At 40.9% G+C, this 20,686-nt stretch carries 19 protein-coding genes; all 19 read right to left on the bottom strand.

The window, feature by feature from the left end; genetic code table 11:
• Positions 1-34: 34 nt before the first annotated feature.
• Positions 35-1,606, bottom strand: a complete 1,572-nt coding sequence (locus ACNQGS_RS12850) for an IS200/IS605 family accessory protein TnpB-related protein (protein WP_491487638.1) — start codon at positions 1,604-1,606, stop codon at positions 35-37.
• 263 nt (positions 1,607-1,869) lie between these two features.
• Positions 1,870-2,370 carry a hypothetical protein gene (locus tag ACNQGS_RS12845; protein ID WP_491487637.1) on the bottom strand — a complete coding sequence of 167 codons (501 nt, stop codon included), beginning with the start codon at positions 2,368-2,370 and terminating at the stop codon, positions 1,870-1,872.
• 45 nt (positions 2,371-2,415) lie between these two features.
• Positions 2,416-3,024, bottom strand: coding sequence for an SAM-dependent methyltransferase (locus ACNQGS_RS12840; RefSeq protein ID WP_491487636.1), 609 nt, complete (start codon positions 3,022-3,024; stop codon positions 2,416-2,418).
• A 5-nt stretch (positions 3,025-3,029) separates the two neighbouring features.
• A complete protein-coding gene (locus ACNQGS_RS12835; RefSeq protein ID WP_491487635.1) occupies positions 3,030-4,406 on the bottom strand; it encodes an RsmF rRNA methyltransferase first C-terminal domain-containing protein in 1,377 nt (458 codons plus the stop codon).
• An 84-nt stretch (positions 4,407-4,490) separates the two neighbouring features.
• Entirely contained in the window at positions 4,491-5,795 is a 1,305-nt protein-coding gene (locus tag ACNQGS_RS12830) for a serine hydrolase domain-containing protein (RefSeq protein WP_491487634.1), read from the bottom strand.
• Positions 5,779-6,600 (bottom strand): MBL fold metallo-hydrolase, encoded by an 822-nt coding sequence (locus ACNQGS_RS12825; protein ID WP_491487633.1) that lies wholly within the window; start codon positions 6,598-6,600, stop codon positions 5,779-5,781. Before ACNQGS_RS12825 ends, ACNQGS_RS12830 begins: the two co-directional genes overlap by 17 nt.
• A gap of 651 nt (positions 6,601-7,251) precedes the next feature.
• Positions 7,252-7,809, bottom strand: a complete 558-nt coding sequence (locus tag ACNQGS_RS12820; protein ID WP_213147689.1) for a hypothetical protein — start codon at positions 7,807-7,809, stop codon at positions 7,252-7,254.
• Between the two features lie 3 nt (positions 7,810-7,812).
• Positions 7,813-8,445 carry an SCO family protein gene (locus tag ACNQGS_RS12815; RefSeq protein WP_491487632.1) on the bottom strand — a complete coding sequence of 211 codons (633 nt, stop codon included), beginning with the start codon at positions 8,443-8,445 and terminating at the stop codon, positions 7,813-7,815.
• A 135-nt stretch (positions 8,446-8,580) separates the two neighbouring features.
• Entirely contained in the window at positions 8,581-10,260 is a 1,680-nt protein-coding gene (locus tag ACNQGS_RS12810; protein WP_491487631.1) for a cbb3-type cytochrome c oxidase subunit I, read from the bottom strand.
• 14 nt (positions 10,261-10,274) lie between these two features.
• Entirely contained in the window at positions 10,275-10,742 is a 468-nt protein-coding gene (locus tag ACNQGS_RS12805; protein WP_423800506.1) for a cytochrome c oxidase subunit II, read from the bottom strand.
• Positions 10,743-10,753: 11 nt separating this feature from the next.
• Positions 10,754-10,903 carry a hypothetical protein gene (locus tag ACNQGS_RS12800; RefSeq protein ID WP_491487630.1) on the bottom strand — a complete coding sequence of 50 codons (150 nt, stop codon included), beginning with the start codon at positions 10,901-10,903 and terminating at the stop codon, positions 10,754-10,756.
• 353 nt (positions 10,904-11,256) lie between these two features.
• Positions 11,257-12,192: a heme o synthase gene (cyoE, locus tag ACNQGS_RS12795; protein WP_378588042.1), complete on the bottom strand. Its 936-nt coding sequence runs from the start codon at positions 12,190-12,192 to the stop codon at positions 11,257-11,259.
• Between the two features lie 184 nt (positions 12,193-12,376).
• On the bottom strand, positions 12,377-12,646 hold the full coding sequence (locus ACNQGS_RS12790; RefSeq protein ID WP_491487629.1) for a hypothetical protein: 270 nt from the start codon (positions 12,644-12,646) through the stop codon (positions 12,377-12,379).
• Between the two features lie 178 nt (positions 12,647-12,824).
• The gene (locus ACNQGS_RS12785) at positions 12,825-13,214 is read right to left on the bottom strand and encodes a hypothetical protein (RefSeq protein WP_491487628.1); all 390 of its coding nucleotides are present in this window, start codon (positions 13,212-13,214) and stop codon (positions 12,825-12,827) included.
• 391 nt (positions 13,215-13,605) lie between these two features.
• Positions 13,606-14,394 (bottom strand): enoyl-CoA hydratase/isomerase family protein, encoded by a 789-nt coding sequence (locus ACNQGS_RS12780; protein ID WP_491487627.1) that lies wholly within the window; start codon positions 14,392-14,394, stop codon positions 13,606-13,608.
• Positions 14,395-14,512: 118 nt separating this feature from the next.
• A complete protein-coding gene (locus ACNQGS_RS12775; RefSeq protein WP_491487626.1) occupies positions 14,513-16,588 on the bottom strand; it encodes a DUF5643 domain-containing protein in 2,076 nt (691 codons plus the stop codon).
• Between the two features lie 13 nt (positions 16,589-16,601).
• Positions 16,602-17,066: a DUF8821 family protein gene (locus ACNQGS_RS12770; RefSeq protein WP_491487625.1), complete on the bottom strand. Its 465-nt coding sequence runs from the start codon at positions 17,064-17,066 to the stop codon at positions 16,602-16,604.
• A 557-nt stretch (positions 17,067-17,623) separates the two neighbouring features.
• On the bottom strand, positions 17,624-18,955 hold the full coding sequence (locus tag ACNQGS_RS12765; protein WP_491487624.1) for an amidohydrolase: 1,332 nt from the start codon (positions 18,953-18,955) through the stop codon (positions 17,624-17,626).
• A gap of 4 nt (positions 18,956-18,959) precedes the next feature.
• Positions 18,960-20,663, bottom strand: coding sequence for an adenine deaminase C-terminal domain-containing protein (locus tag ACNQGS_RS12760; RefSeq protein ID WP_491487623.1), 1,704 nt, complete (start codon positions 20,661-20,663; stop codon positions 18,960-18,962).
• Positions 20,664-20,686 lie beyond the last annotated feature (23 nt).

Raw genomic sequence — 20,686 nt, 5'->3', positions numbered from 1 at the left:
TGGTCAGTCTGCCACAAAGATTTTAGTACCAGGATTACACCTCCTTCAATTGTAGTTCCTGGTTCTTTAACATGAATGTTTTATGAATCACATTCCATAGCTTCCAGCTGTGGTTTTCCTTGAAATGATCCATATGATCAAGCAACATACCTATATATTTTCGCCTTTGTTTCCCTGTTTTTGATTTTTTCTCGGATTCTTCCATTGACCCAAGAATGTGAATCAAATGTGGTTTAACCGTCGAGTGAAGCTGTTTTATTAATTCCCTTGGAATTTTTTCTCCCAAATCCAATCCTCTCCTGCCAATCACAAAAGATGCTGCTTCATGAACGGACAAGCCGTACATTTGGCAGTATTTAAATCTTCCAATGACCGATGTATAAGCTGGATTGACCTTTTTAATTCTAAAACCATTTCTCAATCCTCTTGAAATGAGAGCTTTTTGAAGCTTGTTTTTGGCAAATGAATGGACTAACCGGTTAAAACGTTTGTCGGTACCATGGTCTTGTTTTAGTTTGATATCCTCTAAAACAAAAGCTCCAACATTCCATTGCAGAAGATAATCAATCACCTCTTTAGCCTTTTCGCCCGCTATATTTGTTCTTCTTGTACTTTTTACATACTCCATTTCGTGACAATAGAAAGTTTTGGATTCTAATAAATTTCCTTGCTTCGTTAAAACCGAAACGGCGATTCGATCAATATTTACATCAATACCCGCTACAATATCCGAAGTGATTTTTCCATTCCATGTAAGTTCTGTAGCAAAAGTTTCAAAATCATACGTAAGATGAACATAATATTTTTTCCCTTTTCGTTTGAGCTCAATAGAATAAACTTTGTATTCCTGGGTTGGTTTGCCTTTTTCGTTTTGCCCTGTCATTTCAGGCAAGACGACATGAATGATTTCTTCATAATACTTATCTGGTATTTGAAGCTTAAACCGTAGTCTTGGATTATTTCTCTTTCCTGCTTCTAACAGTAGCGGATTGGCTACTTCTAAATAGAATTGTTGTTCTGTTTCATCGAAAACAATCCTTGTATTCAAATTACCTTTTTTTGACTTATCCCCGCGGGAGTAGAGTGTGTTCGTTCGAAGGTCTTTCCACTCTTCTTTAGAAATTTTGTTTTTCAATCTTTCGTAAAAGTGTTTCTTCCCACCAAAAACAACGGGGGGAATCGTTCCATTTGATTGATGGTGCAATAGAAGTTCCTCTTTTTTCTGCAGCTTTTCCAAACGTGATTGAAGGCCTTTAAGACACAATTCCAAAGCAACTTTTTTCGGTTTTTTCTTCCCCGTTGTATAATCTTCGATTTTCTGTCTTGTTTTTTGGATTTTACCTTGAACGCCTTCAATCCTAACAGGCAATAATTCCTTTTGGCTAGAAATAATCGCTTGTGCCTGCATGACGGCATCCTCCGCATAACGCTTGTTCAAGCGAAACTTTTCTTGAACCTTTTTGATTAACTTACCAGAATTTTCTCCTTCAAGTAAACGGTTAAAAGAAAAACGCTGGGCAGAACAAAATACCCGCATTAGCTGATTCAAGAAATGTAAATCGTATTGATTAGCGTCTTTAATCTGGCAGATTCGAGTTATTTTCATTGAACATGACCTCAATGATTTTTTAAATTCCGGTTTCCATTTACTGTTAAGATAATGGTATAATAATGGAATTTAAATTTCACCAGATTTCACAAAAAATTAATAATAATTTTTTAACTGCTTAATACCTCCAAACCAAATGAGTGTTATGCACCATTTACTGGCATCGCAATAGTGTTAACGTTGCTAAGGGTGTCAGGCACTGCCCGTGGACATTTCTCCTCCTGGGGTGGACACTCCAGCAGCATCCAACACTCTAATCCTTATACTGGTATAAACATATGAATCAGGAAGGTAACAAGGAAGGTCATGGCAGCGGTAAGGTGGAGTTTGCGGCGAAAGCCGGATGCTTTTTTGTGCCGCAGCCAGCCCGCGAACATAACAACCGTCAGCATGGCTATTGAGAGAAAGCCGCTAAGCAATTTAAGATGCCCCCAGCCAATAACCGGAGCAATCGCATATAAATTTATGAATGCGTGTCCTACAATAAACGAGGTACCTAAAACGGCAATCGGGATATGCCACTTCATAAAGTACCGCGAAAACTTGGCAAGCCGGACCTTTACCTTTCGTATCGACGTTTTCCGAATCACCAAAAATATAAAATACATATTGATATTGACTAGGAACAATAGCATTGCCAACTGTGCCAAAAACTGCGCGATTACTACAAGAGAGCTTTCATGCGGTCTAAAAAACCAGATATAGACAAAAGAAACTAAAACTAAAAATCCATTAAAAAATATCCATAACCGATGGTACATAAAGAACCCTCCCGGTTTAAACAGCTTCTCCCCAAAGCAAATCCCCTAATATCCAAGCCTATAAACTAAAAAACGCTCGTTCGGGTTGTGCCGATAAACAAATGGTACTCTCACTTCCAATTTCAATTCAAACGCCGTTTGGTTTTCCAAAAAATAAATATAATCCTCGGACGGATAATATAAAATTACCTCAATATCACGCGGGCACTCTTCCAGTGAGATTAAAATATTATTTATAACCTTTTGAAATACCTGAACCGAAAACGGATTAAAGAAGTAAAATCGATTATCCTTAGGGTCTATCGGATACTCCTCAGCCAGGCAGCAATGAAACTCAATCTTGTCGCGGCGGTTCTTTGTTTTTCTAACATAACTTTCACAATTCGTCAGCGCTGCCTGAAACAGCCCCTCATCCATCTCAATCCCGACCACTGATGCATGAAAAAAATAATGGATATAAAAGTTCAGCCGTCCCCTGCCGCAGCCAAAGTCCACGACCCGGTCGCCCGGCTTCAGCTCAAATGTTTCAAATAATTCTTCCAGGCCGCTATAGGGAGTTGGCTCATAGCGGTGGTAATGCAGGGACTGGTGAAATCCCTGCTGCTCCGCTCTTGTCTTTATATTTAATAGCTTATCATAATAATGTTCTTTCATGTCCCTCAACCAATCCCCGTCCAGCGCAGCCCTTTTGGAAAATGATTTTTCAAAATATGATCTGACAGCTTGCCCCAGCCGATGGAATAACCGTCTACCTCCAACAAGTACCAGCCTTTCGGGCCGTCTGCCGCCAAAGACTCTCCTTTCAAATAGGCGAGCATTTCACGGGAATCCTCCTTAAGATTCCATTTATGCTTTACCTGTTCCCCGGTTAAACCTAAAGCAAGGGCATGTGACGGCTCAAAGCGGTTCTTTTTGATTGTGCCAAGGTGCCATCCCGGTCGGACAACCTTCAAATTTTCCAATGACAGCATCTCTTTCGGCAGCAAGTACAACTGCTCGCCAAATAAAAGAAATTCCCCTTTTGGCGTCTCAAGTAAAGTCTCCTCCGCAAACTGATAATAGCTTTTTAAAACTTTCTGGTCAGACAAGGTCTTGGCGTACTTCAGCCTGCCGCCCGCCTCGTCACCATCCGTTTTTCTTAGAACGGTAATGAAGTGGCCCTCACCATGTAATTGATGAGGCCAAATCCTGATTGTCTTTCCAAGACCGGAAGCGCCTTCTGAAATCCAGTCGGGCCTGCCCTTTCCAAAGCCTTCATAAACCTGAACGTCCTCTATCTCAAAGTTAGGGTTATCTTTTATAAAATTACTAATAACACCTTCATTTTCTTCAGGTGAAAATGTACAGGTCGAGTAAACGAGCCTGCCCCCCGGGCGAAGCATCGTCCCAGCGTGTTCGAGAATATCAAACTGCCGAGCGGCACATACCGCTACATTTTCAGGACTCCATTCAGCACAGGCATCAGGGTCCTTGCGAAACATCCCCTCTCCAGAGCACGGTGCATCGACCATGATCCGGTCAAAATACCCCGGAAACCGCTGGGCCAGTCTCGCCGGAGTTTCATTGGTTACCACGGCGTTCCTAATCCCCATCCGCTCGACATTCTGCGAAAGAATCTTGGCCCGGGCTGGATGAATTTCATTTGTCAGCAAAAATCCCTGTTGCTGCATTTTTCCCGCGATATGGGTTGTTTTCCCGCCCGGTGCCGCACATAAATCCAGCACTCGCTCACCCGGCTGAGGGTCAACCAATTCACCAGCTGCCATCGCGCTTGGCTCCTGAATATAATACAACCCCGCCTCATGGTACGGATGCTTACCCGGCCGGTCCTCCATTCCATAGAAAAACCCCTCTTTCACCCATGGGATTTTTTCCAGATTAAAAGGGCTGATTTTTTTAAACTCCTCAACTGAGATTTTTAAAGGGTTCACCCGAAACCCTTGCGCTCTATTCTCGTGATAACTTTTTACAAAATCCTCATATTCCTCATCTAAAAGGTCCTTCATTTTTTCGAGAAAGTCCCTTGGCAACTCCATGTTGATCACCCATCTGCTGTTTAAAATAATGTTTACGATAAATTTACCACTCTTTTTAAAAAAATAAAACGGCAGTACCCTGTTTCAGAGTTTCTGCCGTTCAAGGAAACTTACATGACCATAACAATCAGTAAATTCAAGCTTGCTTGGTAAACCATTGCTATCAAAAAAGAAACTATATGTATCATTGATAAAATCGCTTTTACAAATCATCTTTGCGGCCTCGACATGGATTGGCTGCAAACGGAATTTATAGGGAACACCATACATTTTCGGAACGACCGCAAACAAGTCATGATTATACCCAACCGTAATCTCAACCTTATCACCTTTATAGGTCCCTGCCAGTAAATCCAACGGAAGCGAATCCTTCTCAAGCAGAACAGGCGCAGAAAAGCCCTTCACTTTTTCTCCGAACACTATTTTTGCCAAATCACTGCTGATTTTCGTAACAGGGGTAATATTGAGGTTACTTAATACGATTACCACAAGGTCCTCATTAGGATACATCATTAAATGATTAACAAAACCGTTCACATCGCCGAAATGACTACAAGTTTTATATTCACCCTCATCAATAAACCAACCGAAGCCATATCCATACCCGTTAATATTCGTAAACATTTGCTCCAGCAGCGACTGGTCTACTAAGCTGCTTTTTAAAAGTGCCTGACACCAAATATATAAATCTTCCACAGTGGAGTACATGCCATAGGCGCCGAGCGGGAATGACATATCGATATGCTCGGTATGGATAATGTCCCCCCATATCGTATAGCCTTCCGCCATTGACTTTACAATTCTGCGGCCATCGTCAATACCTGTACCTTTAAGACCTAATTTTTCAAAAATCTCCGTTTGGAGAAAGTCCGTAAATGTTTGGCCGGAAGCCATTTCAATGATTTTTGTCAGGACCAAATAACCGGAATTGCTGTAGCTCATATCGGTTCCTGGCGTAAACTCGAGCGGCAGGTCTTTGAAAGAATCTATAACAGCATCAAGATCAGCAGGAAGCCTCATGGTTTTCGCCCAGTACTCTGGATTGGAAGTGAAATTAGGAATTCCTGAGGTATGGGTTAATAAGTGGCGAGTTGTAATGACAGAACCATTCGGATAATCCGCGAGAATTTTATCAATCTGGTGATCAATATCTAATTTTCCTTTTTCATGCAGCAGCATTATCCCTATCGCGGTGAAGGCTTTTGTTAACGAACCTACCCTAAACCTTGTGGTCGAAGAGTTGGAAATATCATATTGGAACGATGCATAACCGTATCCTTTTTTTAATAAAATTTCCCCCTTATGTCCGACAAGCACTGCGCCGTTAAAAAACTCGTTGGCGGCTAATGATTCCATATAGGTTTCCAGTCTATTAATCTTGTCTTCCACTATTGATAACACCTTTCGAAAAATCTGCGACTATTGACGAAACGATATGAATCGAGTCCCATTCCCCGCCCGAAACAGTAATAAGCGGGTATTTTTTTGGAAACAGCTTTTCATTAATCTCCGCTACGGAAAGCCCGCGTTTATAGAGATGCTCCACTTCCCCGCTAAGATTCTCGAGATTGTCCAATTTTTGCTTCAGCGTATCTTTTCCATTCGGTATGTAGCCTGCATGGGCGCAAAACATCGAACCAAAATCATAGCTTAATAGGGTCCGAATGGAATTGATAATAACCGGAATCGATTCGCTCGACATAATTACCTTTGTTTTCGGGGCGACAAATAAATCGCCTGAAAAAAGCCGGCCTGTCTCTTCATCAAGCAGTGCAACATGATCATCGGCATGGCCCGGGGTGTAAATCACTTTCCAAGTTGATTTGTGCGATTGAATTGATTCTCCCAGCGGCAATGCCTGAAACTCCCTGCGCACTCCCCAAGTAATCTGGCGGTATTTCGGATAGGGAGCAAACTTCGCACAAACGCCGACCCCTTTTGGATGGACATAAATTGGAATATCGCGATTCTCTTGAATCCACGGAGCGATTCCGGAATGGTCCTCGTGGCTGTGGGTTAAAACAGCCTTATCAAATGAATGTTCTTTATAAAAAGAAATAAAATCCTCTTCAATGGATTGTGGACCTGTGTCAACCAACAGGCCGTCTACTAAATAGGCATAAATTTTACGGTCGAACCTTTCCACGGTTCCCTCAATACAAGTGACATCCTCTTTTGTATGCATCTCAATCATTTCGTACCCTCCTTACCTCCTTCCATTATATAGCATTAAAACATTGGTTGTATTATTTTTACAAAACCCATTATTGTGTTTTAAATTAGGTACCTATTTTCCCACTGGCATCACTTTATCATTGTCTCGGGAAAAATTAGTGCTCTATTTTTACCGGCGCCCCCTCTCATGCCTTGCCTCGGGCAAAATAAACCCTCTATTTTTACCGGGAACCCCTCTCAAACCTTGCCTCGGGCAAAATAAACCCTCTATTTTTACCGGGAACCCCTCTCAGACCTCGCCTCGGGCAAAATAATCCCCTCTATTTTTACCGGGAACCCCTCCCAAACCTTGCCTCGGGCAAAATAAACCCTCTATTTTTACCGGGAACCCCTCTCAAGCCTTGCCTCGGGCAAAATAAACCCTCTATTTTTACCGGGAACCCCTCTCAAACCTTGCCTCGGGCAAAATAAACCCTCTATTTTTTCCGGGAACCCCTCTTAAGCCTTGCCTCGGGCAAAATAAACCCTCTATTTTTACCATGGATACCTCCTAGACTCTGTACCAGGCAAAATAAATGCTTCGTCTTAACCGGTTCCCCACTCATTACCTCTATCTCAGACAAAACAAAAAAGCAGCCGCCTGGAATCATTCCAAGCGGCCACTGTGCTCCTATTCATATTTCGTCCGGTCCGTAAAGGTAATATATATCAAGTATATAACTATACAAATTGCCGTAGTCAAGAAGCCCCAGCCTAGCGTGATTTGCTCGATAACCAAATAGTTATTGCATAACTGGACAGGTGCATCAATATAAAGCCAGCCCACCACCAGGAACAAAATGGTGAAGAAGATGAAAAAAATATTTTTACCAAGAGAATTTAACTTTTTCCAGCTGTCCCTCAAGGGAATTCCAGCTAAAAGTGATAAACTCAAAAACTTAAATACCTCTACGCTTTGTTCAGTTAAAGCATCATCCATCGAACGCGGCAGAGTCCAGAAGCCTATAATTATAACAAACAATAAAATTCCAGGAACGCCATTCCCGTTCCATTTTTCAAAAAATCTCGGAAAGCGGTCCATAAAAAGTCGTGCCATCAGGAATCCCGCAAACACCACCATTGGCATTTGCATATGCATATGGATAATCATTACAGACTCCATAAAATGGGCAATAGGTGGAATAGCTAGGGCAATAAGTAACAATAATCCATATATAAATTGTTGCATTGATTATTCCCCCGCTTCCTGATTCAGAATCTTGACAACCTTATCGGATGCCTCATCTATTTTTTTATAGTCCATCACATCTTGAAGACTGCCTTTTGGGTCCACTAAATAAAATGCTGAATTATGCGTGAAATTCCCGTATCCGTCAGGAATAACAGTCACTCCAAATTCTTTTAGCAAAGCATCCAATTCATTCTTATCCGGAACCCTTGCCATCCGCCAGGTTTCCCCATCACTTTTAAAATAAGTGCGGTATTTTTCCAGCGTCTGTGGGGTGTCTCTGGATGGGTCAAAGCTGATGCTTAAAAATACAATATCTTTTCCCAAATATTTTTTTGGAATCTGCTCGTAAACCTTTGACATGTTCATTTCCAACTGCGGGCAGACAGATGTACAAGACGTATAAAGAAAGGTAATAAATACGTACTTCCCTTTGAATTCAGAAATGGAATACTCCCGTTGCTTACTGTCCTCCAACGTAATTTTAGGAAATTTCGGCTTCTCGTCCAGCAGCCTGTTCACCCTGGCCGTTTCCGCCGTAAAGGCCCGAAACCCGTCTGTACCTGTATAAAATAAGACAAATCCAAACACAAATACGACTAATAGTGAAATTACCTGATGCCGATTTTTGATCATAACGACCACTTCCCAAACCTATTTTTAAAAAAGTTCTCTCTCTTTTTAGCAGAAAGAGATAGCCCTGCATGCGAGCTATCTCTTTTGTTATCAAAACTGTCCAGCTTCAGCGCCTAGGGGCGTCCGCTTTTCTAATTACCAAGTCTTGAACCCAGGTGATCCTGGAGGTGCATTGACAATAAATTCTGTTAATGGAACGACATATGCCATTGCAACGACTACTAGCATAACCACAATCCAAAGTCCCCAGCGCTCTGTCCAATAAGGAGTTGGAGCAGCATTTTCTTCTGCTTCCGCAATTGGGAATTCTGTTTCTCCTTTTGGTGCAAAGAACATCATATTAATTACCGCATACACTTGGAGAATTACACCGATGATTAACAAAGTACCACCGACAGCCAGTGCCATCATATATGGGTTCCAGCCTAATGCTGTTGCATGATCGCCATATGTTGTAAAAGAAGTTCTTCGTGGTGAGCCAAGTAATCCGACTGTGTGCATGGAACCCGACATAAAGATCATGCCGATTGTCCAGATCCAAGTTTGAATGACACCTAATTTATTGATTTGTGGTGTTAGAACACGTCCTGAAATATATGGAACTAACCAATAACTAATCCCAAAGAATGCCAATGCAACCGTCACACCAAGTGTTAAGTGGAAGTGACCGACAATCCACATTGTGTTATGAACAACTGTGTCCAATTGGTTTGTTGTTTGCGCAATACCACCGGCACCCGCTGGGGCAAAGGAAGCCATACTGATAAATAACGCTAGGAAACGAACATCGCCCCATGGCATTTTTTTATACCAGCCGATCAGTCCTTTTCCGCCTTGCTTTCTTGCAGTCTTTTCAAATACTGCAAACATGGCCCAAGCGGTCATTAATGATGGGAAACCAATGGCTAAACTCATAAATACGTGCATCATTTTAACTGGTAAAGAAATACCTGGGTCAATGATTTGGTGATGGAATCCACCGGTAATGTTCATGATTACCAAAGCGATAATAACGACGCGGGTTAATGTATCGCTCCAGCGTTTGCCGCCCATTAATTTCGGTGCAATGACATACCATGCAGAAGTAGCTGTTAAGTACCAGATATTTACAAGCGTATGTCCAAAGGCCCAGAACAATGTACGAGAAACCATTACATTAACGGTCTTAACCCAGCCTAAGGACCAAGGAACTAGAATTAAAACTTCAACTGCTACAGGAATAAGTGCAAAAAACATTAGAACGTTGATACCAGTTGCAAAGTAAGAAAAGATCGGAACATGCTTTCCTTTATTATTTTTCCGCCAATTGGCTACTTGGATAAATGCGCCAACGTTGCACAACCACATACCTACTGCGAAGAATACTAAACCAATATAAAACATTGGGTGTGCTTTTAAAGGCGGATAGAATGTGTACATTACTGATGCTTCATTCATAAGGATTGGAATAACAACCAATACCGCGCCAATAATTTTGGCTGCAAATGCAGTCCAGACAAACTTTCTAACCTTTGGAAGAAGACCTCCCAGTTCATGTGAAAGACCTGCATACAGATAACCAAATGTAAAGAAAGTAGTGAATGCCAGAAGCATGAACACACCGTGCATCGTAAGAACCTGATAATAGTTTAACCACGATGGCAGCTCCAGAAGACCGGCACGGTTTAAACCTTGCGCTAATCCTAAAAATCCACCAATTAACAAGATGACAAATGATACAAATAAATATGTTTTTGAAATTTTTGCGTCTTCTTTATTAACACCTAGCAATTTAGTTGCTTTTGTTTTATACGTTTGCTTTAATGCTGTTTCCATTAGCCTTTCCCCCCTTACTTAACCGTAATTGTCGTGCTCATCATTTGGTGACCGGCACCGCAATATTCGTTACATAGCACTAAATAACTTCCCGGTTTATCAAACTTTTGGGTAACTCTTGAGATATAACCTGGTGTTACCATTGCGTTAGCGTTGGTTCCTGCAATTTCAAAACCGTGGACAACATCTTTTGAAGTTAAGATAAAATGTACAGTTGATCCAGCTGGAACTTCAATATTTCCAGGATTAAAGCTAAAAACTTGCAATGTCATGACTACTTCGTATTCATGATCGCCAATCTGTTTAATTCCAGGCTTATCAAAAGGCGCTGTTTGATCTACTTTTTGCGAATCGATAGTTTGGATATTACTTGGCGGTGCCATTCCTTCAGCAACAGCTTGATAGCCCGTGATTAACATGAAAATCATCATTATACCGAAGCTTAATGCCAGCCATATTTTTTCATCAAGATGCATTTTCATTTCTTTCCCCCCTATACTCTAGTCATATAAAGCCCATATAAAGTTAAATAAGTAACGAGAATAACGACGCCAACCACACCTACGGAAATCCATGTACCTTTTAACGGTTCTTCGTGCTGCTTGCCTGGCTTATTATTTCGATTTGCTTTTACAGATGCCATTTGTGAATCCCCCTTTTGATTTATTCTGTTTTCTTACTTCTATCATAGTTAGGAACGATTCTCAGCGAAGTGAACTGCGTCACATTTCATAAGTGATTTTGGTCGTAAGAAAAAAGGGAATATTATTGTACTTTTTGTCCAAAATCCGAATGTTTATGAAAAAGAGCACGGAAAATAGCTGTATTTCCACTGTTTTTAACTTGTTAATCGGATAATTTTTATTGTGGAATAGAAAAAAGTGGCGGAAAAAGGGGAAGAAATCAAAAATGACAAATTTGTGAATTGAAGTAAAATCATCTTAAAATAACAAAAAAAGCCGCCCTTATTTTTCATAAGGACAGCTGCTAAATAACCTATTTAAATATTGGCAATGTTACCACAATCATCATAAGAAACAGGATGGTGATATAGTTTACGGAGTACAGAAAATTAATCTGGGCCCATTTCAGGTCATCTTTTGTAAAAAATCCGCTTATGCTCACAATTAGCCAGCCAAGGTTCATCACTGTAGCAATGACAACAAAGGTAAGCCCAAGCGATCCTAGATAAAACGGCAATGGCAATAGGCAGGCGATATAGACCACCATCTGCCGCTTCGTCATTTCAAACCCATGTACCACAGGCAGCATCGCTACCTTCGCCGCACGATATTCCTCGCACTTCTTCATCGCGATGGCAAAGGTATGCGGCATTTGGAAAACAAAGATAATCAGAAATAACATAATCGGAACAATATGAGTCCCTGGCTCAATTGCCGTCCAGCCAATTAGCGGGGTAACAGCACCTGAAACGGCACCAATCACGGTGTTAAGTGTATACCTCCGTTTGGACCACATTGTATATAAGATGACATAAGTAAACCAGCCTACGAAGGCATAAATCACTGCTTCCCATCTTGTAAAAGACAAAAGAATGAAGCCTAGTACTGTGAGGACAATTCCTATCGTTAATACTACTTTTAGAGGAATATGCCCTGTTACGGTCGGCCGATGCTTCGTTCTATCCATGACAGTATCGATGTCAACATCATACCAGTTATTGATGACAAGTGCTCCGCCCATGACCAGCGTACTGCCGATGATGGTCAGCAAAAATACATTCAAGTAATCAGAAAAAGAGGCGCCGGTAAAATAAAGGGCCAGCCAAAACCCAGTAAATACTGGCAGAACATTGGCTATTAAGACAGGTCCTTTAAAAAGAGCTTTTATATCAGCCATAAGGCCGGAACGATTATTTGAAATAGCAGCACTTTTGCCTTTCAGTGCGGAAGGTATTCCATTTTGACTCATCCTTACAACCCTCCCCAAAAAGTGGTTATTACTATCTACAACTTAAGTACATGATTCCATATTACCATACTTTATCATGGAACACTCTTGTAGAAAAATTGGCAAAAAAAAGGGCGCAATCAAATATATAATTTTTTTAAGGGCGCCCATTTTTGGGGATTCAGTTTGGACTTTAGTAAATTTCCTATTTCGAAGGAATTAAAGCCTCATTTATTCTTCTCACTTTCATTAAAGGATCTCTTCGGATGTTAATCACAAATTCTTCATTTGAAGTGTGATAAACAAAAGTTCCTTCTTTTGCGCTGAAGAACTCTTTGTTTACATCCTTTTCTGAAATGGTTCTAATTGGGGCTACTTCATCCACAATTTTCTTGTCACCTTCTTCATGATAATCAAGAATTAGAACCAAAAGAAACTGGTTTGGAAATAGTTCCCTAGCTTCTTGCCATTTCATATTATCCAGCCTCCTAGTGCCCTCTCTATTGATCTTTATTATAGTTTATTCCACAGAAACATCATACAAAAACGTAGAAATTAGAGCTGTTTTTCGCTAAACAAAAGATACCAAAAGATGTATGATCCAAGTACATAAAAACTAGCCCAACAAGGATCAAACACTTCTATTCTTGCACTTAACATAGAATATCTTTTACTTTTTCCTTCATTTCCTTGTATCGTTCATTTAAAAGTTTCAGGATTGTGTCGTCGGCGGTAAAATGCATAACGATGGCTTTTATTTCACGTCTATTAAATTTGCCATGGTCATGTATTTTATATCCCCTGCCATTAAGTTTAAGCCTTATCATAAAACTGTCAGCTTTTTTACCTTCTCTCGGATAAACTTGAACAAAATTAAGTGCTGCCTCTTTGCATGTACAATCTGGATTCATACAATATGAATCAGCAATTAAAAATATCTTTCCCATATAAACTAAATGGAAATAATCGTTTTCATGATCAGGGAAAACCTCTGCATAACAAACAGTGATGCCTTTAGCAATCTTACTCATCACAGCAGGCATAATACCACTCCTATTTTTTAATAACTTCGAGTGAACCGGCAACATTCCCATTTATTCTATTTTTTATTTACTTCAGCATTTTAACAGGAAGTTATGATAAGACGGCATGATAGTGGGTTTAAAATGATGAAAATGATGGGGGAAGATTGCGGATTTAATGAAAGGAATCTAAGTTTCAAAATTGCTATTTATTACTGTTGTTTCGACATTTTTCTACCTCCCTTCCGGTAAAATTATATCACACTACATTTCATTTAAATTTTGTCTCTAGAAAGGGTTTTCAACAATTATGTGAACACTCCGCTTCAACCTAAAAAGGCAACGCCTAAAGGATGACGCTGCCTGCTAGGAACCGAGTGAACACTTGTTCACCCTTTTGATTTATTTATAACTACTCTCCCCGGAAAACAGGTTTCCGTTTCTCGGTAAAAGCTTTTACCCCTTCTTGGACGTCTTTTGTACCAAAACAAACTTTAATTGAAGCTAATTCTTGTTTTAGAATTGTTGTAAGATCCGTGTCAGGGCTTGCGGCAAGCAATCTTTTGGAAAGTGTCAACGCAACAGGCGGTCCTTCCGCTAACTCCTTGGCAAAATTCATAACCCTGTCTTGGAATTCTTCATCTGGGAATATTCCGTTAACCAAACCAATCCGTTCTGCTTCTTCAGGATAGATATCCCGACCCGTATATATCAACTCCGTTGCTTTTCCCTGTCCTACCAAACGTGGTAAGAAATAGGTCATTCCCGCATCTGGATTAAGACCGCGGCGAATGTATCCAGCAGTTACCCTTGCACCAGCAGACATAAAGCGCAGATCACAGGCAAGAGCCAGAGCGAGTCCTGCACCAGCTGCAATTCCGTTAATCGCGGCGATGACAGGTTTATCACAATGAACGATTCCTAACGCCTGATGACCGACCCAGCCCAAGTTATCTAATGTTTTATGACGAGAATCAGCGGATTTATCTCTCTTCGCAAACTCAGTCAGGTCAAGACCTGCACAAAAACCTTTTCCGCTCCCGGTTATCACAATGACACGAACTTCATCGTCAGCAGATGCCTCTGAAATAGCCTGAATAATCTCAGCACTAAGTTTATCATTGACAGCATTGAGACGCTCCGGCCTGTTTAGTGTTAAAGTGCGGACCCCATTCTGTGTTTCTACTAAAATATGTTCCATTTTATTCCTCCTATTCTATTAATTTAAATTTTCTGATTAATAAAAACATAGCATATCCAAGATGGTTTGTACATGTGAGTTACTTATTTTGGAAAAATATCATTACCAACGATTTATGTTATTCCATTGAAATCTCCACAACATCATCCAAATATTTCGTAGTGCTATACCCATAAATCTCCAGTCTTTTAGGGATCACTTTGTCATCAACGTTGTTACTGTGTAACCTAATTCTTTGAACGGTAAAAAAATTACGAGGCTGTTCAATTTCTTCATATGCGAACGGGATTTCATTCATACCATATTCGTTCCCGTTTTTATCCACGAGCACTCCTTCTGAATCCATCTCCATTGAACTAATTTCATTTTCATCCTCACCCACAATATTGAAGTTAAGCGACTCATATGCCCGATTCTTAATTTCATGATTGCTTATGATAACATTGGTAGGCTGTCCAACTTCTACCTTGTCTATGGAGATGGTACTGCCTGCATACTCAAAGGTTTGAGGATATTCCTTAGCAGCGTCCAGTTCAATGGTTTTGTGGTCTTCAAACGTTAAAATAACAGATTTGAATTGAACGCTGATCTCTTTAGGCTTTTCTCCAAAAAGCGGGTCAAAATGTGTTTGAAAAGTAGTCCAATTCATGTCTTGCTGTAAATCCAAAAAATTGCTGCCATACCTATCAGCTTTCATTTTTTTATCGTTCACTTCTAGATTGTCAAAATTAAGAAAATCCACCCGTTTCTCTGTCTGTTCATTATTAATAGCATATTGCAGAATCGTTGCTGTTGGAGCAATCGTTAGTTTATCAAATCGAATTGGGATCCCGTCGATGTCAGTCTCTTCATTCAACGCATATTCGATAGATGGCTGTTTTGTTACAGGAATTTCGAAGTTCCACTCCCCTGCTTTATTCTCCATGTTTCCGTAAGGCCTAAAACTATTCTGGTCGGTAGTATCACGAATTAATTTCTGAAGCTTGGTAATCTTGAGTTTGATTGTCCCGTTATCGGTTGTGAGTGGCAGCAGACTAATCTTTCCATGATACACACTCTTTTCTCTATTATTTTCAGCCGATTTAAGGTCTGGAGGATAGTACCTTGGATATGTATCACGGCTCATGATGTCATGTTCGTTCTCTACGAAAAAACCCTCATTATAATCCATCACATATTGATTGTCTTCTTCTGTATCTTCTATTTCATAAAGGATAAGCGTCTGAACATCATCAGCAATCGCGCTCTTGATCTTAATTTTCACCCCCGCGCTTTCCGCTTCCAGGTTCAGCCTTTCACCCAGGCCCTGTTGCAGAAAGGCACGCAACTCTTGATCTTCTTCTGTCCATGTATAATAAAGGTTGGTAAAAGAGCCTGTAAAAACTTCTATACCGATCAATAATGCTAAAACACTTGCAAAAACAAGGCCCATTCTTTTACGTTTATTATTCTTCTGTTGTCTTTGCTTTTCCCTTTCTGCCAGCCTAGATTTGACGTTCTCCATAAAATCAGTTGGCACACGGAAATCCTTCATCCTTTCAGTAAGATTTACCATAGTTAACATGACATCCTGAAAGGTACCCAAATCCTTCTGACAGTCTTGGCAATGATAAATATGCACCTCGAAATCAATCTTTTCCGACCGCTCCATGGTTCTTTCCAAGTAATCGATATAATTCTTTTGATACTCCTTACACCCATTAAAGGATGACCCGTACCCCATTTCTTTTCTAACTGACTGAATACCGGAAAACAGAAGCTCTTTCAGCTTTTCCATTGAAACCTGAAGAAGATGTGCCGTTTCCTCCTTAGAGATTCCTTTTACATATGTAAGGGCCACCGCTTCTTTCTCATCCTCTTTCAACCGATCAAGTGCTTTAAATAAATCCTTATGTTGTTCACTTTCCTCTGAGTCTTGTAAACTTCTATCTTTAGAAAGTTCTCGGCAGTTATGTATAAAAATAGATGTAACCCCCGTTTCGTATGTTGTTTCACTTTTAAAACGAGGTAATTCCTTGTGCACTTTTATAATGGACCGGTAAAAAAGCTCTTCCATTTGCTGCTGAGTCCTAAGATAAAACCAGCCCAGAGTATAGAACGATTGTTTATGTTGGTCAAACCAATCAACGATGGACTCGAGGCTTTTTTCCCTTATTGGAGTGATAGATAAAGGATTTATATTTGCTGGGATCATAAACGTGTTCCCCCTAATATTCACCTTTAATTACAAAATACGAGCCACGAATTGTTCCAGCTAGTTTAGACTTCTGCCTAGCAAACTTAAACTTCCCTTCTAACTCCTCTGGTACCTCCATCCCCTCAGAAAGCTTAAAACCAACAGCCCGCTTCTTAGGATTATCAACTGTATACAGGACGTTGACCGAAAGACCATCCTCATAAAAGACATAAGTCCAGTCGATATTTTCCACTTGAAAACGCGACGTCTCTAAAGGTTTAGCGGCAAACTCAATATCACGTTCTTCTTTCAAAACTCGGTTCACATATTCAAGGGTCTCCCCGCTTTCGCTAGCTGGCACAACCGTAAATTCATGCTTGTATTTGTTCATAAAGTAACGGGCTTCATTAGCACGTAAACCAGCAAGCGCTTCTGCTACCGGTGAGGACTCTAAACCAACTGTAGAAACATTTTTAAAATCAACGATATAGGACATTTTTATCTCCCCTTTAATCTCTTATTTCCTAACAACAGGATACCACATTTAACCAAAAAGTAATCCGTTTCACCGCCATATCTCAACCTTTGCAACTAACTAGTGCAGTTCAAGGAAAAATTGGCGCTTCAAAGTTTAACAAAAAAAGGATAGCCGGCAGCTTAAAAATGCCCCGTCTATCCTATTCATAAATCTATTTATTTAAACTTTAGGCTCTGTTATAGCTGAATGTTGATTTTACAGTGTTTGAAAAATAAACGGAAAAATTCCGTTTAAATTGGGAAATACCCATATTTCCTTAAAAATAAAGGAAGTTTTTCCGTTTATCTGATCCAAATCTTTAGATTTTGTCTTATTTAGAGCAGTTAATCGGAATAATCTCCGCTTATATCTGCTTTTTTAAGCTCCTTTTATGCATTAGCCGGAAATTCTCCGCCTACGAATTCTCATACCTACACGAAAATCAGCAATAAGTAATAACAGACCTAAACTTTAAAAACCGCTCGGCCTGCTGTTCTGCGGTTATCACTGCTTCCTTAGCGTTACCTGCAAACAGACTATTTTCCTTCCATTGCTTTTAGAGCCTTTCTTTTAAATCCGCATTCCTCCATGGCTGAAGCAAGCTCTGCTCTTAATTGCTTTACATCAAAATGTACTAATTGTTTTTCTGCCACAACTTGCTTTCCATCGATGAATACATCCCTTACATTTCCGGCATTTGCAGAGTACACCAAAGCACTGTACGGATCAAAAATAGGAAACATATTGACTGAATCAACTTCCACTAGAATGAAGTCAGCTTGTTTTCCTGCCTCGATTGAGCCAATTTTATCCTCCATACCTAAAACTTTCGCTCCCCCGATGGTCGCTAACTTTACAATCTCTTCCGCCGGGAAGGCACTGCGATCCTGTAAAATAGTTTTATGGAAATTTGCAAACAAGCGCATTTGGCTAAATAAATCGAGCGTATTCCCACTGCTTGGCCCATCTGTTCCCAACCCAACTGTCACACCCGCAGACAATAAATCTTGGACACGGGCCACACCTTTAGCCGATTTTGTATTGGCGCCGATACAATGGGCAACCTTTACATCATACCGCTTCAGCAATTCAATATCATGATCAGACAAATGAATACAGTGGGCAGCTACCAGCCTCGAGCTTAGCACACCGATCTCTTCTAAAAATTCAATTGGCGTTTGATTGCGTTCTTTACGATACTTCTCCATTTCAAACTCCATTTCACTGACATGCATCATCCACGGCACATTGTACCTTTGAGACAAAGCATCCGCTTGCTGGAGCACTTCAATCGTGTTCGTGTAAGGGGCATGTGGTGCTACGGTTGCCCGAATCCTGCTATCTCCTTGCCATCTTGGCAGAAACCCTTCAGCGTATTGCAAGCCGCCCATTGGCTCCGGTACATCGACCGTTACGGAGTCAATGACTGTTTCTGCCAGAATGCCGCGGCTATGCATTTCTTCTGCGGCTTCTGCCAATTGCTGCTCAAAATAATACATATCAAAGAAGGTTGTCACACCGGCAAGCTGCATTTCGGCAATCGCATATTTTCCGCTGGTGTAGGCAAGCTGTTCATTCATACATTCATTTTCTAACGGAAATAAGAAGCGGCGCAGCCGGTCAGGATAGTCATCACCTAAAGAACGAAACGGAATCATCCCGATATGAGTATGCGTATTGACCATACCCGGCAGCAAAATCGCCCCTCTGGCATCAATGCATTGGTCGAAGGTCAGCCCCATTGGCAGTAACTCCATTGGACCAATTTCTATAATTTTTCCATCGTCTACTACTAAATAGCCGTCTTGAAACTGCTCCATCTTTTCATTCATTGTTAATATCCAAGCGTTTTTAATAACTATCTTCAATTTCTCAATCCTCCACCAATGGGATCATCATTTGCGAACGTACATTCATCATCCCTTTGTCGGTAATTTTGATTGCAGGTGAAACCGGCAAAGACAAAGTTGAAAAAGACATGATTTCATTACTGTTCCGATAGCCTAAGCTAATCATCGCTTGACGAACTTCGCTTAATTGCTGACCTAATTCTTGAATCGGTGCATCGCTGATTATCCCGCCGACTGGCAATGGGCATACGGCTTGAACCTTTCCCGCTTGTGTCACGACATATCCGCCTTGCATGTCCAATAATTGTTTCTGTGCCGCTAGTATATCTTCCGCACTCATTCCCATTACCATCAAATTATGATGATCATGTGCCCAGGTAGTGGCTACGGCTCCTTTTTCAGATAATGCATTTTCAACAAACCCATAGGCGATGTTCCCTGTTTTCCCATACCGTTCCATCACTACAATTAAGGCCAGTCCGCTATTCTCCCAATCTAAATAACCATCTGTAACGGCCATCTCTCGCTGTACATGTTCGGTAAAGGTACCCACTTCGGAAATTTGCATCACGTTAACGACAGCCTTTTCAGCTGAATTCACCTTGATCCGCAAATCCTCTAAAGTCAGTTCCCGACAATGTATAGATTTATAGAAGTGCTCAGGAAAAGCAGGTTCCACTGCCGGATACTTGATTGCATTTCCCCGCTCGTGTACCAATTTTCCATCCTTATAAACTGCCTTTATATCCAGGCGTTCCACATCATCTACTAATAGAAAATCGGCTTTAAACCCCGGGACAATAGCGCCGCGGTCCTGGAATCCCATCCGTCTTGCAGGGGTATAGGTAGCACAGTATAGCGCCTGTTCCGCCGGCATGCCGCATGAAATGGCTAATCGTACGTTCGCATCCAAATGTCCTTCAAGCAAATCGTCCGCCATCACATCATCTGTAATGATTGCCATATATTCATAGAATTGATTTTCCACAATAACACGCATATTTTCCGGCGTTATTGATTTCTTTTGAAATTCTAAAAACATCCCGCCGGTGATTTTCTCATAAATCGATTGGGGTGACTGATGAGTATGGTCAGCAGTAATGCCCGCATATAAAAATTTAGCCAATTCCAAATCCGAAACACGCGGCACATGTCCTTCCAAAGGCATAGCTGGCCTCTCCGTTTGAACAACGCGTAAAATCTGCCGAATTAAGGAATCCTCTTGATTGACAATGCCGTTGAAGTCCATCGCTTCCCCTAACGCAATTACTCTCGGATGCTTGAGGAGCTGCTTCACTTCCTCAACGCCAATATACCCGCCAGTCGTTTCCAGCTCTGGCGTCGTCGAAGGAACAGAGGAAGGAATCGCATAGAAAATATCCATGGCACTTGGCTGGGAAAAAAACGCCTCCAGCCCTTCCATGCCAAACACATTGGCAATCTCATGGGCATCAGCTACAACCGTTGTCACTCCATGGGTTAAGACAGCCTCAGAAAAAATGGCAGGGGACGTCATCGAGCTTTCAATGTGCATATGAATATCCATTAAACCTGGGACCAAATATTGACCTCTAGCATCGACTACTTCACCGGCCTGTAAATTCTCCACTTTGTCAGCTGTTACATAGTAAAATTTATCTTCAACAATGTAGACATTTTTCTTTTCAAACTTTTTTGTAAACGTGTTAAAAACCTGTCCATTTATAATGACTAAGTCAGCTTTCATTTCCCATTCCCTCCTTTAGATAA

This window comes from Neobacillus sp. PVCKKU3 (assembly GCF_058323225.1).
Note: the sequence above shows the minus strand (reverse complement) of the source record. Positions and strands in the feature narration are given on the sequence as shown.